This is a genomic window from Streptomyces afghaniensis (genome assembly GCF_044327915.1).
GTDB lineage: Bacteria > Actinomycetota > Actinomycetes > Streptomycetales > Streptomycetaceae > Streptomyces > Streptomyces afghaniensis.
In genome coordinates, this window is record NZ_JBIRGJ010000011.1 from 158,853 (window position 1) to 172,217 (window position 13,365).

The window sequence follows — 13,365 nt, forward strand, 5'->3', positions numbered from 1 at the left end:
GGGCGCGCAATGGATCCATGGCTGATCTGGTTGATCATCGCGGCCGTGCTGGCTGTGGCCGAGATCCTCACCCTGACCGCTGCGCTCGGGATGCTGAGCGCGGCCTCGTTGGTCACGGCGGGTTCCGCCGCGGTCGGACTGCCGCTGCCTTTCCAGTTCTTGGTCTTCACGGCAGTGGCCACCGTCACCCTGCTGTTCCTGCGCCCCGTCGCACTGCGCCACGTGGTCCAGCCCCAGGCGGCACGGTTCGGCGTGGACGCCTTGGTCGGCAGGGGCGCTTATGTCGTGTCCGAGGTGACGGGCCTGGGCGGCAGGGTCCGTATCGACGGTGAGGAGTGGACGGCCCGCTCCCTCGACGAGACGCTGGTGATTCCCGCCGGCAAGACCGTCGACGTCATAGAGATCAGTGGTGCAACCGCGATCGTCTACCCACGGGACTGAGAATCATGGAAACTTCCGCGTTCTTGATCGCCGGCCTGATCGTCGCGCTGTTCGCGGTTTTCACCGTGGTGCGGGCGGTCCGAATCGTTCCCCAGGCGCGTGCTCGCAACGTCGAGCGACTCGGCCGCTACCACCGCACCCTGAATCCCGGCCTCAGTCTCGTCATCCCGTACATCGACCGGGTGCATCCGGTGATCGACCTGCGGGAACAGGTCGTCTCCTTCAAGCCGCAGCCGGTCATCACCGAGGACAACCTGGTCGTCGAGATCGACACCGTCCTCTATTTCCAGGTCACCGATCCGCGGGCGGCCTTCTACGAGATCGCGAATTTCCTTCAGGCGGTCGAGCAGCTCACCGTCACCACGTTGCGCAACGTCGTGGGATCCATGGATCTGGAGAAGACGCTCACCTCGCGCGACACCATCAACAGCCAGCTCCGCGGCGTCCTGGACGAGGCCACCGGCAAGTGGGGGCTGAGGGTCAACCGGGTGGAGATCAAGGCCATCGATCCCCCGCAGTCCATCAAGGACGCGATGCAGAAGCAGATGCGAGCGGAGCGGGACAAGCGAGCCGCGATCCTCGGGGCCGAAGGGCAACGCCAGTCACAGATCCTCACCGCCGAAGGCGACAAGCAGGCCGCCGTCCTGCGCGCGGAGGGAAACCGCACCGCCGCGATCCTCCAGGCCGAGGGCCAGTCCCGGGCCATCGACGAGGTGTTCCAGGCCGTGCACCGCAACGACCCCGACCCGAAGCTGCTCGCCTGGCAGTACCTCCAGACGCTGCCCCAACTGGCGCAGGGAGCGGGCAGCACGTTCTGGGTGATCCCCAGTGAGGTCACCTCGGCACTCCAGGGTGTGTCCCGCGCTTTCAGCGAGGTGCTGCCCCCGTCGCCGGCCACCCGCGAGAAACCCACGGACGACATGGCCGCCCAGGCCGCCGACGACACGGCGCAGGCAGCACAGGCCGCTGCCGCGGCCCTCGCCGACGCGGCCAAGGCCGATCGCACCGCCCCCGAGTCCCTCCCGTCCCGGCCTCCTGGCTGACAGCGGGCGGGGCGTGGCGCGGGGCCGGCGCGGCTGGCCGCCGGGCTCTCGTCCCGAGCCGGGCTCTGCCGCGCGTTCGGGGCGTTCGGGGCGTTCGGGGAGTTCGGCGAGTCAGGACATGCTGCTCTCCGTGCCGATCAGGTCGGTGACGGCCCGTATGCCGCCTTCGGCGAGAGCGGCGCGTTGTCTGTCCGCTCCGGTTCCGTTCTGGAGAAGCCGGTGGACCAAGGCCGTCACCTGCCGGGTAGCGCCGGACGCGTCGAGTGCCGGAGCGACGTGCCGCAGGAGCTGGTACAGCACGTCCCCGGCGCGGCGAGGCCGGCCGCCCGGGCAGATCAAGGTGTCGCTCAGACCGTGCCGGGCGGCATGCCACAGAGCGATCTGGAGAAGCTCCGGCGGGCAGTCGGGCACCGGCGCCCCGGCGACCGTTTCCCTGATGGCCGTGTCCACGAGGGCGTGCGTCATGCCCGCGAGCATGACGGCGTCGTCCGCGCGCAGTTGAACGTCCAGGCAGCGCACCTCGACGGTGGGGTACCGGGCCGACAGGCGGGCCTGCCAGTACAACTGCCCGCTGTCCGAGATCACACCGGTCTCCAGCAGTTGGGTCACGCGCCGGTCGTGGTCGGCCACGTCACGGAAGAACGGGGGCACGCCGCTGACCGGCCAGCGGCCGAAGATCACGGTGCGCCAGCTGGCGAAACCGGTGTCGTGGCCGTCCCAGAGCGGGGAGTTCGCCGACATGGCCGTCAGGGTCGGCAGCCAGACCCGGATCCGGTTCAGGACCTGCACGCCGGTCTCCCGGCTGGGTACGGCCACGTGCACGTGCATGCCGTTGACCAGCTGCTCCGCCACCAGCTGGGGCGCCTGCGTGAGCATGGCCCGGTAGCGGGCCTGGTCGGTGACGGCCACCGGGTGACGATGGCGCAGCGGTGGCGTTCCGCAGGCCGCGATCCGGCAGCCGTGCGATTCGGCCGCCGCCCCGATGGCATGCCGCAGCCGCAGCAGATGTCCCCCCGCCTCCTCCAGCGTGCCGCACACCGGCGTGGCCACCTCGACCTGCGCCTGCAGCAGCTCGCACTGCACCTCCTGGTCGGCCACGAGATGCGCCAGACCCGCCGCGGCACGCACCTTGTCGGCCAGGGGTACCGGTAGCCCGGTAACCGGGTCGAGGAGCAGGTACTCCTCTTCCACACCGATCGTCGTCATCGGTCACCCTCTGTTCTGCCCCGTCACCGGGGCCGGATGTCGCGGCGTCGGCGCGACGTGCTGTCGGCTCGACGCTCACGCGTGCCCCGAGTGCCGCGGCCACGGAACGGCAAACCCTGACAAAGTGGGATGCTGCGGTGGCGCGGCGGTACCGGGTACTCGTTCCGCCGCCAGGCGTGCAGGAGGTACGGGGTGGGACTGCGCAATCACGTGGTGGTGGTGACCGGAGCATCCAGCGGGATCGGACGGGCCACGGCCGAGGCGTTCGCGCGCAGGGGCTGCGCCGTGGTGCTGGCAGCGCGACGCGAGGAGGCGCCCACGACGAGGACGGGTGCACGGCGGCTGTGGCTGCCGATGGCGCACGGCACTACGCAGGACGGCCGTCGCCGCAGCGCTGGCGGGAGCGGCCGTGGCCGCCGGGCGGCGGGCGGCTCACGGCCCGTCGGGCGCCTGAGGGGCAGCGCGCGGGCACCGTGTGGGGGCGGGCCCGCGCGCCTTGCTACAGCCCGGGCGTTCTCCGCCCGGAGCTGCGGGAAGTCGTGCCTCACCCAGTGCCTCAAGGGCCTGGGAGTACCCCCAGGGCGGCAAGGGCGGGCGCAGCGGCACCCCGCAGCGTGTCGGGCCGCGCACTCACCCCGCGAACCGCCGGTCGTTGCCGGGGACGCCGGGACCGCCCGTGGGGCAGTGCGCGGGCGGTGTACGGACCAGTACGGGCCGCCGGGGTCCACGCGCCCGTCGTGGCCGCGTGGTCCCGCCGGACCGCCTGCGCTCAGCCGTCTCGTCCCGGGCGGGCCCCGGTCGTTCTCAGGACGTCGTCCTCGCCATGCCGCCTGCCCGGGCCCCGTGCGCAGTCGCCGGAGCACGGACGTTTTCCATGACGAACCCGCTGCGCACGCGTGCCGGAACGCGGGTCAGCGGGATCCGCAGGTCCTGGTCGGGCACGCCTCCGACTCTGATCCGTCTGTGTCTGTACGGCGTCACGGCCGAGGGTTCGTGCGCTGCCACCGGGGGCGGGCGTCCTGGCCGCGGCGCCCGGCGACCGAGGCGCAGCGCGGGCACAGACGCTGTACCCGGTCCGCCGCACCGCCGGACTCCGGGAAGGTGTCCGCCCAGCTGATGTGCGGGAAGCGGACCAGCCGGGAGCGGCTGAGGGACAGGCCGCAGACGGTCTGGTTCAGCCCCGGCTCCCAGGCGTGCACCTCGCCGGACGGCAGGCGGCGCCGGCCTTCCTCCTCGTCGGTCCACTGTCCGGACGCTGCGACGGCGTACTGCTTGACGCGAGCCATGGCGTACGGTCCCGGATCAGCCGGCCGCGTGGTCGACGCGCAGCCGCACCTGCTCCTCCAGGCGCTGAAGGCTGGTCTCCAGGGCGTCGCGGACCATCGCCTCGCCGGGGTCGTGGCTCTCGTCGAAGAACGACAGGTGCACCGTCACCTCACTGGCTCCGCCGCCGATGCCGGCGACCTGGAGCCAGCCGGTGTAGCTGCCCTGGTCGCGGGTGCCCCATTCGAGCCGCATCTGGTCGCGCTGGGCACGCAGCAGGGCGGAGGTGTCCTCGTCGGTGCGGTCCTCGTGCACGGTGACCGCGGGCAGCTCCTCGGCCTCGACGTGCAGGGCCGTCGGCAGCCAGGTATCCAACTGGCCGACGTTCGCGACCTGGTCGAAGACCTGCTCGGGCTGTGCGGGCATCGTGCGTGAACGTTCGTACTCGGTCATCGCGGCACCGGCCTCGCTTCGGGTTCGTTCAGCGCACCGCGTTCCCGGCCTGCCCGGCCGTAACCATCCGGGCTCCGTCTGCCGTCGGTATCGACCGGGAGCACTTTTTGCAGAGCCTGCATCTTTGCGTACCATGCAAATATGACGGAGGGGAACCCGGCGGGCGTCGGGCTGCGTGAGCGCAAGAAGCGGGCGACCCGCGCCGCCCTGGTGGCGGCGGCGGTGCGGCTCGCGGCGGAGCACGGGGCGGAGCACGTCACCGTCGACGCGATCAGCGAGGCAGCCGGGGTGTCCGCGCGGACGTTCTTCAACTACTTCGACGCCCGTGACGACGTCTTCGTCATGATCGGCGCGGACGCCAGCGCGAGGGTCCGGCAAGCCGTACTGGCCGCGCCCGCCGAGCTGTCCCCGCTTCAGGCGCTGCGCGACGCCATGGCGTCCGAACTGGCGGAAATCGAGCAGCAGCAGGAACTGTGGCGCCTGCACTCCGAGGTGCTGCGCCGCTCACCGCATCTGCTCGCGCGCAGTCTCGGCGCCCACATGGCCGATGAACTCGCCCTGGCCGAGACGCTCGCCGAGCGCATCGGCGCCGGCTCGCCGCTCTTCTCGGAGGACCGCGCGGCGCTCGGGTCGCCGGACGACGAACGCCGGAGGCGGGCGCTGGGTCTCTACCCCCGTCTGCTCGCCGCTGTCGGCATCGCGGCGGTCCGGGTCGCCGTCGAGCACTGGTGCGTCCGGCAGGACGAACTCGCCTTCGTGGACGTCTTCCGGGAGACGTTCGAGCACCTCGCAGCGGGGCTTCCGGCTCCGTCACCGGCGGGACCGGCCGGTCCGGCGGACCGGTAGGCAGCCGGCTCATCGCTCCGGGACCCGTTTCCGTCCCGGTCCCTTTTCGTGAAAGAGATGATGTGAATTCTTCAGCGGCGCCCGTGGAGGCGTCACCGTCCGCCATGTCCAACCGGCAGATACTCCAGGCCATGTCGGGACTGATGGCGGGCATGTTCGTCGCCATCCTGGCCGGCACCGTGGTGTCCAACGCGCTGCCCCGGATCATCGCCGACCTCGGAGCCGGCCAGTCCTCCTACACCTGGGTCGTCACCGCCGAACTGCTGGCCATGACGGCGACCGTGCCCCTGTGGGGCAAGCTGTCGGACCTCTACAACAAGAAACTGCTGCTGCAGCTCTCCCTGGGTCTGTTCGTCGTCGGCTCCTTGCTGGCGGGTTTCTCCCACGACGTGGGGCTGCTCATCTTCAGCCGGGTGGCCCAGGGCATCGGCGCCGGCGGTCTCACGGCGCTCGCGCAGGTCGTCATGGCGGCGATCATCCCGCCGCGCAGGCTGGGCAAGTACGCGGGCATCTTCGGCGCCGTGTTCGCCGTGGGCACCGTCGCCGGTCCGCTGATCGGCGGCGTCCTGGTGGACACCTCGTGGCTCGGCTGGCGCTGGTGCTTCTTCATCGGTGTGCCCTTCGCCCTGCTCGCCATCGCCCTGCTCCAGCGCACGCTGCACCTGCCCACCGTCCGCCGCGAGGCGAAGATCGACTACCTGGGCGCCTTCCTCATCGTCGCGGGTGTCTGCGCGCTGCTGATCTGGGTCACGCTCGCCGGGAACGAGTTCGACTGGGCCTCGTGGCAGACCGCCGCGCTGACCGGCGGGGGAGTGGTGCTGCTGGTCCTCGCGGTACTCGTCGAGGCGAAGGTCGCCGAGCCGGTCATTCCACTCGGCATCTTCCGTAACCGGACCGTGGCGCTGACCACGGTCGCCAGCCTCTTCGTCGGTGTCGCCATGTTCGGCGGCACCGTCTTCCTGTCGCAGTACTTCCAGGTCTCCCTGGGCAAGTCCCCGACGATCGCGGGTCTGATGAGCCTGCCCATGATCCTCGGCCTGCTGGTCTCCTCCACTGTCGCGGGACAGATCATCAGTGCGACCGGCCGGTGGAAGGTGTACCTCGTCGTGGGCGCCGTCACCATGACCGTCGGTCTCGGACTGCTGTCCACGATCGGGCCGGACACCCACTTCGGTCTCCTCAGCTTCTACATGGCGGTCATGGGCATCGGGGTCGGCATGCTGATGCAGAACCTGGTGCTCGCCGCGCAGAACGACGTCCCGGCCGCCGAACTGGGCGCCGCGACCTCGGTGTTGTCCTTCTTCCGCAGCATGGGCGGCACCATCGGGACCAGTGTGCTCGGCGCGGTCCTGGCCAACCGGGTCGCCTCCGAGATGACCAAGAGCCTGAAGGACGCGGGCGGTGCCGTCGAGGGCGGAGGCCAGGCCGGGCACGGAGGAGTGCCCGACATGACCGCCCTGCCGGCGCCGATGCGGGAGATCGTGGAACACGCCTACGGCGTCGCCACGGCCGAACTCTTCCTCGTCGCCACCCCCTTCGCGGCGCTCGCACTGATCGCCGTGCTGTTCATCAAGGAGAAGCCGCTGAAGAACACCAGCGGCATGGAGCGGCTCTCCGAGGAGTCGGCGGAGGCCGGCAAGACCGCCGCGGGCGGCCGGCTCCCGCGCCTCGGCGCCGACGCCTGACGGAGCACCGGGAGCCGCCGGCAGGGGTACGTGTCCTCTGCCGGCGGCTCAGGCCACCGCAGGGGTGTAGTGGGAGGCGTCGTCGCCTTCGAGGACGTGGCTGAGGGTGCCGTCGACGCCGGCGGGGACGTCGCCCGCGATTGTCACCCGGTGCAGCAGGCGCGGCAGGTCGCCGTAGTCGTCGGGGGCGTAGTGCTGGGTGATGCGGTTGTCGAACAGGACGACGTCGCCCGGCGTCCAGGCCACCCGCACGATGTTCTCCGGGCGGGTGACGTACGACTGGAAGATGCGCAGCAGGTCACGGGAGTCGGACGGGCCGAGACCCACGATGCTCTGGGCGAAACCGCCGATGAACAGGCCCCGCTCCCCGGTCTCGGGGTGGACCCGGACGACCGGATGGACGGTGCGGTACGCGCGCGAGACGAACCGCCTGCGGTACTCGGCCGCCTTCTCGCTCTTCGGGGCCGCGTAGTCATAGGCGTTGGTGTGCACGGCCCACAGCCGGTCCGCCAGCTCGCGCAGCGGCTCGGGCAGATCCCGGTACGCGGCGGCCGAGTCGGCGATGAGGGTGTGGCCGCCGTAGGGCGGGACGACGATGCTGCGCAGCGTGGACGCCTTCGGGGGCGTACGGACGAACGTGACGTCGGTGTGCCACACGTTGGAGCGGATGCCCTCGTCGGCGTCGACGGGCAGGATCCGGGGCTGTCCTTCGACGGAGGGCACGGTGGGGTGGGCGGTGGTGAGCTCGCCGAAGAGGGAGGCGAAGCGCAGCTGGCCCGCGTCGTCGAGGTGCTGATCGCGGAAGAGGAGTGCCTTGTGCTCCAGGAGCGCGGAGCCGATCTCGGAGACGAGGGTCGGTTCGAGGTCGCCGGAGAGATCCACGCCGAGGATCTCGGCGCCGATACGGCCGCCGATCCTGCGGACGTCGAAGCCGGTGCTGGTGGTCATGTGCGGGGTCCTTTCCTGCGGATCCGTCATGCGGGGTCCGTTCAGACGGGAAGCACGAACGGAGGGTGCGCACCGTTGAGGAAGTAGTCCCCGACATCGCGGAGCCGGTGGGCCACGGGTTCGAACAGGGTGTGGGTCCGGGCATTGCGCCAGAAGCGGTCGAAGCCCAGCCGTGAGGACGCGGAGCGGGCACCGATGATGTCGAGGGCACGGGCGGTGGACTCCTGCGCGGCCCTGGACGCGGCGGCTTCGGCCATGGAGACGAGGACGGAGATCTCCGCATACTCGTCGTAGCCGAGGTCCTCACCACGGACCAGCCCGTCGTGCACTGCTTCCCGCGCCTGGTCGGCGAGGGCGGACGCGGAGCGGGTGAGCACGGTGAGTTCCCCGTACACGGTCAGCACCTGCGGGTCCTGAGGTGAGCCGACCGGCCAGTCCGGGTGCCAGAGGGACCGGCCCGTCCTGCTGTACTCACGGGCCTCGGCGAGCACTCCCTCCGCCATGCCGAGACGCAGTTGCACCGAAAGGAGCCGCCCGACCGGGGACGCCAGAGCCGTCATGGGCGACAGCACGTCCTCGTCCGCGGCCAGCGAGCCCAGGACGTCGTCGGCGGCGACCGGCACGGCGTCGAACTCCACGCTTCCGCCGGCCGCGAGCCGTTGCCCGAAGGGGTCGGCGTCGCCGTCGATCACCACTCCCGGCAGAGCGGGATCGACCACGACGGCGAGCGGCTCGCCGGTGTCGGCCCGCACCGCCCGCACGACGAGGCGGTCGGCGACCAGGACGCCGGCGACGAAGCTCTGCCGACCGGTCAGCACATACCCCTGCCCGTCCCTGACCAGCGTCAGCGCCGGTTCCTGACGTGCCAGACCACCGCCCCAGCACCACTCCTGAGCCGCGGATCGCTGCTCCAGCCGGGCGGCCAGGGCGGGCTCGGTGAAGAACCGGGTGCTCCACGACATGAAGTAGTGACAGCCGAGCAGCTGGCCTATCGCGCCGTCGGCCGCGGCGATCTCCCGGACCACCGCGTACGCCGTCAGCCAGTCCGCGCCGCCGCCCCCGAGCCCGGCCGGTACGAGGAGTGTCAGCAGTCCGGACTCGCGCAGCCGGGACACCTCGTCGAACGGGGGCTTGCCCGCCTGGTCCCTGGCAACCGCGTCCGTGGCCAAGTCGTCCGCGGTCTCGCAGGCCACGCGCAGCCAGTGAGCACTCCCGGGCCCGGTCCGGTCCGATTCCGCGTCGGAGTCGGACGGCGCAGGGGCAATGCCCATGGCAGAGGTCTCCTCAAGTCGATGGCTGAGGCACGCACTTCATCCTGTGCGGCGCCTTCGGGCCCCGTCAATACTTCCCTAGTAATTCTATAGGAAAAGTAGGGAATCTAGGAGTGCAGGGCACGGCGATACGCGGCCCATCGCGCCCGACCCGCCGCGACCAGCCGCTGCACAGGCGTGGGCGGCAGGGCCCGCGCGGCGCCCCGCGCGTAGTGGCGCTCGACATAGAACTGCCCCACACCGAGCACGCTGGTGACGGCGATGTACCAGAGGGTGGCGACCATCAGCAGCGGGATGACCTGGTACGTCTGGTTGTAGACCAACTGCGCCGAGTACAGCAGGTCGTGCACGGCCAGCACGCTGACGATGCTGGTCCCCTTCAGGGTGCCGATCAGCATGTTGCCGGCGGTCGGCACGATGGAGCGCATCGCCTGCGGCACGACGATCCGCCGCAGCGCGCGCACCTTGCCGATGCCCAGGGCCTGGGCGGCCTCCGTCTGCCCCGCGTCCACCGAGAGCATGCCGCCGCGCACCACCTCGGTGGCGTAGGCGGCCTCGTGCAGGGTCAGGCCGATGACGGCCGTGAGGGCGGGGCCGAGCAGGTTCACCGTCTTGACGGTGACGAACTGCGGACCGAACGGGATGCCGAGGCCGAGCGTCGGGTAGAGGGCGCCGATGTTGAACCAGAACAGCAGCTGCACCAGCAGCGGGGTGGACCGGAAGACCCACACGTAACCCCAACTCAGGGTGCCCAGAACCGGATTGGCCGACAGCCGCATCACGGCCAGCGGGATGCCCAGCAGGAAACCGAGCACCATCACCACCCCGGTCAGCCACAGGGTCAGCAGCAGCCCGTCGAGCACGGCGGCACTGGTGAAGTACCGGCCGACCACTTCCCACTGGAAGGCACGGTTGCGGACGACGGAGTTGCCCGCCATCGCGAAGAGCAGCAGCGCGACGGCGGCGGACAGCAGGCGGCCGAGACGCCGGCGCGGCACGATCCGCGGAAGGTCTTCGGAATTCGCACCAGTGGCCGGCGCAGACGCAGGTGCGTGGAGGGATGCGGTGAGATCGGAGGGCGGGACCATCAGAAGGCTCTCCAGGGAGGGAAGCACGGCGTGGACAGGGGACCGGAGCCCGGCCGGGGCGTCATCACGCTCGCCGCGTCCCTCAACGCGGTGCCGTCGATCGTATGGGGCCGACGCACACAGGTGTCAACCACACAGGAGCCGCCCAACTGCCGTCCGCCATCCGGGCCGTGGTTGACGGAACGTGAGTCGTCCTGCTCAAGTATTCGCATGAACGCCGAGCAGCGCCTGGTCACCCGTGGCCACATCGACTTCGGTCGGGTGTGGTCCGCGGCGTGTTGCGCCTGACCCGGCAGCGGGCCGTCTGACCGGCCCTTTCCCTCCCTCGGTGCCCCCGTCGCGGGCCGAGTCTTCTCCCTGACACGCGCTGCCGCCGCCCCACCCCGTCCGGGGCCCACACCCCGGCGTCATCACACCCGTTCTTCACCCGCATTCCCCTGCCCTGAGGCGCCGTCGTTCCCGACCGCGCCCCGGGCCGCCCCGCCGTGCCTCCCTGTCCCGGCAGCGAACTCGGCACGGCAGCAGAGGACTTGAGAAAGGCCATACCCATGCCCGTGGAGTTCCTTGGCATCGCCGCCACCAACGACGGTTCCGAAACCACCCCGCGCTCCGGCGGCGCCTTCGACAAGAAGTACACGCTCCGGCTCGCCCGGGCGCACGAGGAGCACGGCTGGGACCGGGTGCTCTTCGCCTACGGCTCCGGATCACCGGATCCGGCACCGGCCGCCGCGTTCATCGCGAGCCGGCTGGACCATCTCCAGATCCTCCTCGCCCACCGGCCCAACGTCTCGTACCCCACCTTCGCCGCCAAGACCTTCGCGACCCTCGACCAGATCAGCGAGGGCCGCCTGACCGTGCACTTCATCACCGGCGGCAACGACCACGAGCAGGGCCGAGAGGGCGACATCCTCAGCAAGGACGAGCGCTACGCCCGCACCCGCGAGTACATCCGCGTCGTCAAGAAGATCTGGACGACGCACGAGCCCTTCGACCACGAGGGTGAGCACTACCGTTTCCACGACTTCGTCAGTGACGTCTTCCCGGTCCAGCAGCCCCGCCCGAACGTGTCGTTCGGCGGCTCGTCGCCCGCCGCGTACGCCGCCGGGGGCGCCGAGGCCGACGTCTACTGCCTCTGGGGAGAACCGCTGGAGAAGACCGCCGAGCAGATCGAGGCCGTGAAGGCCGCGGCGAAGGCGGCGGGCCGCACCGACGTGCCGCGCATCCAGGTCGCCTTCCGCCCGATCATCGCCCCCACCGAGGAACTGGCCTGGGAGAAGGCCCACCGCACGGTCGGCGCCATCAGGGAGCAGGGCGCGGCAGGGCTCAAGCGGCGCCACCGTACCGACGCCCCCCAGAACGCCGGCTCGCAGCGGCTGCTCGCCATCGCCGAGGCGGGCGAGCGCTACGACCGCGCCCTGTGGACCCCGACGGCCGCCGCGACCGGCGGCGCGGGCAACTCCAACGCCCTGGTCGGCACCCCGGAGACGGTCGCCCGGGCCCTGCTCGACTACTACGACCTCGGCGTCGACATCCTCTCCGCCCGCGGTTACGACCTGCTGGGCGACGCCATCGACTTCGGCCGGTACGTGATCCCCCTCGTCCGCGAGGAGGTCGCCAAGCGTGACGCCGAGCGGGCGGCTCGCGGGACGCAGACCCTCACGGCGGTGACCGGGTGACGTCCGCACCGGAACTGACGTTCATCCACGTCCCCGTCTCCGACCCCCGTGTCGAACCGCTGCTGCGCGAACTCGGCCACGAATACTCGACCCGCTACGGCAGGGACGCGCACGCCGAGATCGCCCGTTACCCCGACGACGAGTTCACCGAACCGCACGGCGGTCTGCTCCTGTTGCTGCTCGAGCGGGGCGAGCCCGTCGCGGGCGGCGCCTTCCGCCGCTACGACCTGGCCACGGCCGAGCTGAAGCGGATCTGGACCCACTCCGCCCACCGGCGGCGTGGTCTGGCCCGGCGCGTCGTCGCCGAGCTGGAGCGCGAGGCGGCCCTGCGCGGCTACCGGCGGATCTTCCTCACCACCGGCCCGCGCCAGCCCGAGGCCCGCGCCCTGTATCTGGCCACCGGCTACACCCCGCTGTTCGACACGGAGGCCGAGCCGGAGTCCATCGGGCCGCTGCCGTTCGAGAAACACCTCCGAGAGGCCCCCCACCCGTGAAGACTCGCACGATCAGAACCCGCCCGCGCGCAACCGCCGCCCTCGCGCTGTTGCCCGCCCTGGCGCTGACGGCCTGCGGCTCCGGCGGCACCGCCGGGACCGGTCCCGTGGGCGCGCAGTCCCCCGCACCGACCTCCGACCCGGTCGCCGCCGTACGCAAGGTGGACTCCGTCGCCGCACTGCTGCCCGCCGACGTACGCCGGTCGGGCACCCTGCGAATCGGCAGTTCCATCGGGTCGCCGCCCGGGGCCTACTACCCGGACGGGCCCGGCGAGCCACCCGCGGGCCAGGACATCGACATCACCGAGGCGGTGGCGAAGGTCCTCGGTGTGAAGGCGATGCGGCAGGACGCCTCCTTCGAAACGATCCTGCCCGCCCTCGGCAGCGGCAAGTACGACGTCGGCACCGGCAACTTCGGCGTCACGGCCCAGCGCCTGAAGACCGTCGACTTCGTCACCTACATCAACGACGGCCAGGGCTTCGCGGTGAAGAAGGGCAACACCACGCTCAGGAAGAAGGTCACCGACCTGACCCAGCTGTGCGGCCTGACCATCGGCACCGGCGCCGGAACCACCTTCGAGACGACCCTCACCGCGCAGAAGCGCGTGTGCGCGAAGGCCGGCAAGAAGCCGTACGAGGTGAAGGTCTACTCGGAGACCGGGGCGACGCTCACCGCGCTCCAGCAGGGCCGCATCGACGTGATCATGTCGACCATCAACGGCCTGCGCCACCAGGCTGCCCAGCCCGCGGCGCAGACCACGTTCCTCGGCGAGTACCACCGCCTCGACGTGGGCTTCGCCTTCCGGAAGGGCTCCCCGCTCACCAGGGCGTTCCAGGCGGCCGTCGACGAGCTGATCGACGACGGCACCTACGCCCGGATCCTCGGCAAGTGGGGCACCACCGCCTCCGCGATCGACACCTCGCGGATCAACCCGCCCGAGCACAGGTGAC

13 protein-coding genes and 1 pseudogene are annotated in these 13,365 nt (G+C 71.0%); 8 read left to right on the top strand and 6 right to left on the bottom strand.

What is annotated here, in order from left to right; all coding sequences use genetic code 11:
• The first annotated feature begins 9 nt into the window (after positions 1–9).
• Positions 10–441, top strand: a complete 432-nt coding sequence (locus ACH4G3_RS37215) for an NfeD family protein (RefSeq protein ID WP_397628610.1) — start codon at positions 10–12, stop codon at positions 439–441.
• A gap of 5 nt (positions 442–446) precedes the next feature.
• Positions 447–1,484, top strand: a complete 1,038-nt coding sequence (locus tag ACH4G3_RS37220) for an SPFH domain-containing protein (RefSeq protein WP_397628611.1) — start codon at positions 447–449, stop codon at positions 1,482–1,484.
• 111 nt (positions 1,485–1,595) lie between these two features.
• Here the strand turns inward: ACH4G3_RS37220 and ACH4G3_RS37225 are convergent, their stop codons facing one another.
• The gene (locus tag ACH4G3_RS37225) at positions 1,596–2,690 is read right to left on the bottom strand and encodes a carboxylate-amine ligase (protein ID WP_397628612.1); all 1,095 of its coding nucleotides are present in this window, start codon (positions 2,688–2,690) and stop codon (positions 1,596–1,598) included.
• 129 nt (positions 2,691–2,819) lie between these two features.
• Between ACH4G3_RS37225 and ACH4G3_RS37230 the strand changes: the two are divergent.
• Positions 2,820–2,996, top strand: a pseudogene (locus tag ACH4G3_RS37230) (SDR family NAD(P)-dependent oxidoreductase); the annotation flags it as partial.
• 671 nt (positions 2,997–3,667) lie between these two features.
• On the opposite strand, the gene ACH4G3_RS37235 reads toward ACH4G3_RS37230, so the two are convergent.
• Together ACH4G3_RS37235 and ACH4G3_RS37240 are read right to left on the bottom strand one after the other, a co-directional pair.
• The gene (locus ACH4G3_RS37235) at positions 3,668–3,976 is read right to left on the bottom strand and encodes a hypothetical protein (RefSeq protein ID WP_397628613.1); all 309 of its coding nucleotides are present in this window, start codon (positions 3,974–3,976) and stop codon (positions 3,668–3,670) included.
• A 16-nt stretch (positions 3,977–3,992) separates the two neighbouring features.
• Complete coding sequence (locus tag ACH4G3_RS37240; RefSeq protein ID WP_397628614.1) at positions 3,993–4,406, bottom strand: SRPBCC family protein; 414 nt, start codon at positions 4,404–4,406, stop codon at positions 3,993–3,995.
• 141 nt (positions 4,407–4,547) lie between these two features.
• Here ACH4G3_RS37240 and ACH4G3_RS37245 point away from each other — a divergent pair, with 141 nt between their 5' ends.
• On the top strand, positions 4,548–5,252 hold the full coding sequence (locus ACH4G3_RS37245) for a TetR/AcrR family transcriptional regulator (protein WP_397628615.1): 705 nt from the start codon (positions 4,548–4,550) through the stop codon (positions 5,250–5,252).
• Between the two features lie 104 nt (positions 5,253–5,356).
• Positions 5,357–6,937, top strand: coding sequence for an MDR family MFS transporter (locus ACH4G3_RS37250; RefSeq protein WP_397628819.1), 1,581 nt, complete (start codon positions 5,357–5,359; stop codon positions 6,935–6,937).
• A gap of 48 nt (positions 6,938–6,985) precedes the next feature.
• Here ACH4G3_RS37250 and ACH4G3_RS37255 read toward each other — a convergent pair whose 3' ends face one another.
• The 3 genes from ACH4G3_RS37255 to ACH4G3_RS37265 form a co-directional block, all read right to left on the bottom strand.
• A complete protein-coding gene (locus ACH4G3_RS37255; protein WP_397628616.1) occupies positions 6,986–7,885 on the bottom strand; it encodes a TauD/TfdA dioxygenase family protein in 900 nt (299 codons plus the stop codon).
• A gap of 41 nt (positions 7,886–7,926) precedes the next feature.
• Positions 7,927–9,156, bottom strand: coding sequence for an acyl-CoA dehydrogenase family protein (locus ACH4G3_RS37260; protein WP_397628617.1), 1,230 nt, complete (start codon positions 9,154–9,156; stop codon positions 7,927–7,929).
• A gap of 107 nt (positions 9,157–9,263) precedes the next feature.
• Positions 9,264–10,244 (bottom strand): amino acid ABC transporter permease, encoded by a 981-nt coding sequence (locus ACH4G3_RS37265; RefSeq protein WP_397628618.1) that lies wholly within the window; start codon positions 10,242–10,244, stop codon positions 9,264–9,266.
• Positions 10,245–10,792: 548 nt separating this feature from the next.
• On the opposite strand from ACH4G3_RS37265, the gene ACH4G3_RS37270 reads away from it, so the two are divergent.
• The 3 genes from ACH4G3_RS37270 to ACH4G3_RS37280 are packed head-to-tail and all read left to right on the top strand — an operon-like array spanning position 10,793 to position 13,364.
• The gene (locus ACH4G3_RS37270; RefSeq protein ID WP_397628619.1) at positions 10,793–11,920 is read left to right on the top strand and encodes an LLM class flavin-dependent oxidoreductase; all 1,128 of its coding nucleotides are present in this window, start codon (positions 10,793–10,795) and stop codon (positions 11,918–11,920) included.
• On the top strand, positions 11,917–12,414 hold the full coding sequence (locus ACH4G3_RS37275; RefSeq protein WP_397628620.1) for a GNAT family N-acetyltransferase: 498 nt from the start codon (positions 11,917–11,919) through the stop codon (positions 12,412–12,414). Before ACH4G3_RS37270 ends, ACH4G3_RS37275 begins: the two co-directional genes overlap by 4 nt.
• Positions 12,411–13,364, top strand: a complete 954-nt coding sequence (locus ACH4G3_RS37280; protein ID WP_397628621.1) for an ABC transporter substrate-binding protein — start codon at positions 12,411–12,413, stop codon at positions 13,362–13,364. Before ACH4G3_RS37275 ends, ACH4G3_RS37280 begins: the two co-directional genes overlap by 4 nt.
• Position 13,365: the final 1 nt, after the last annotated feature.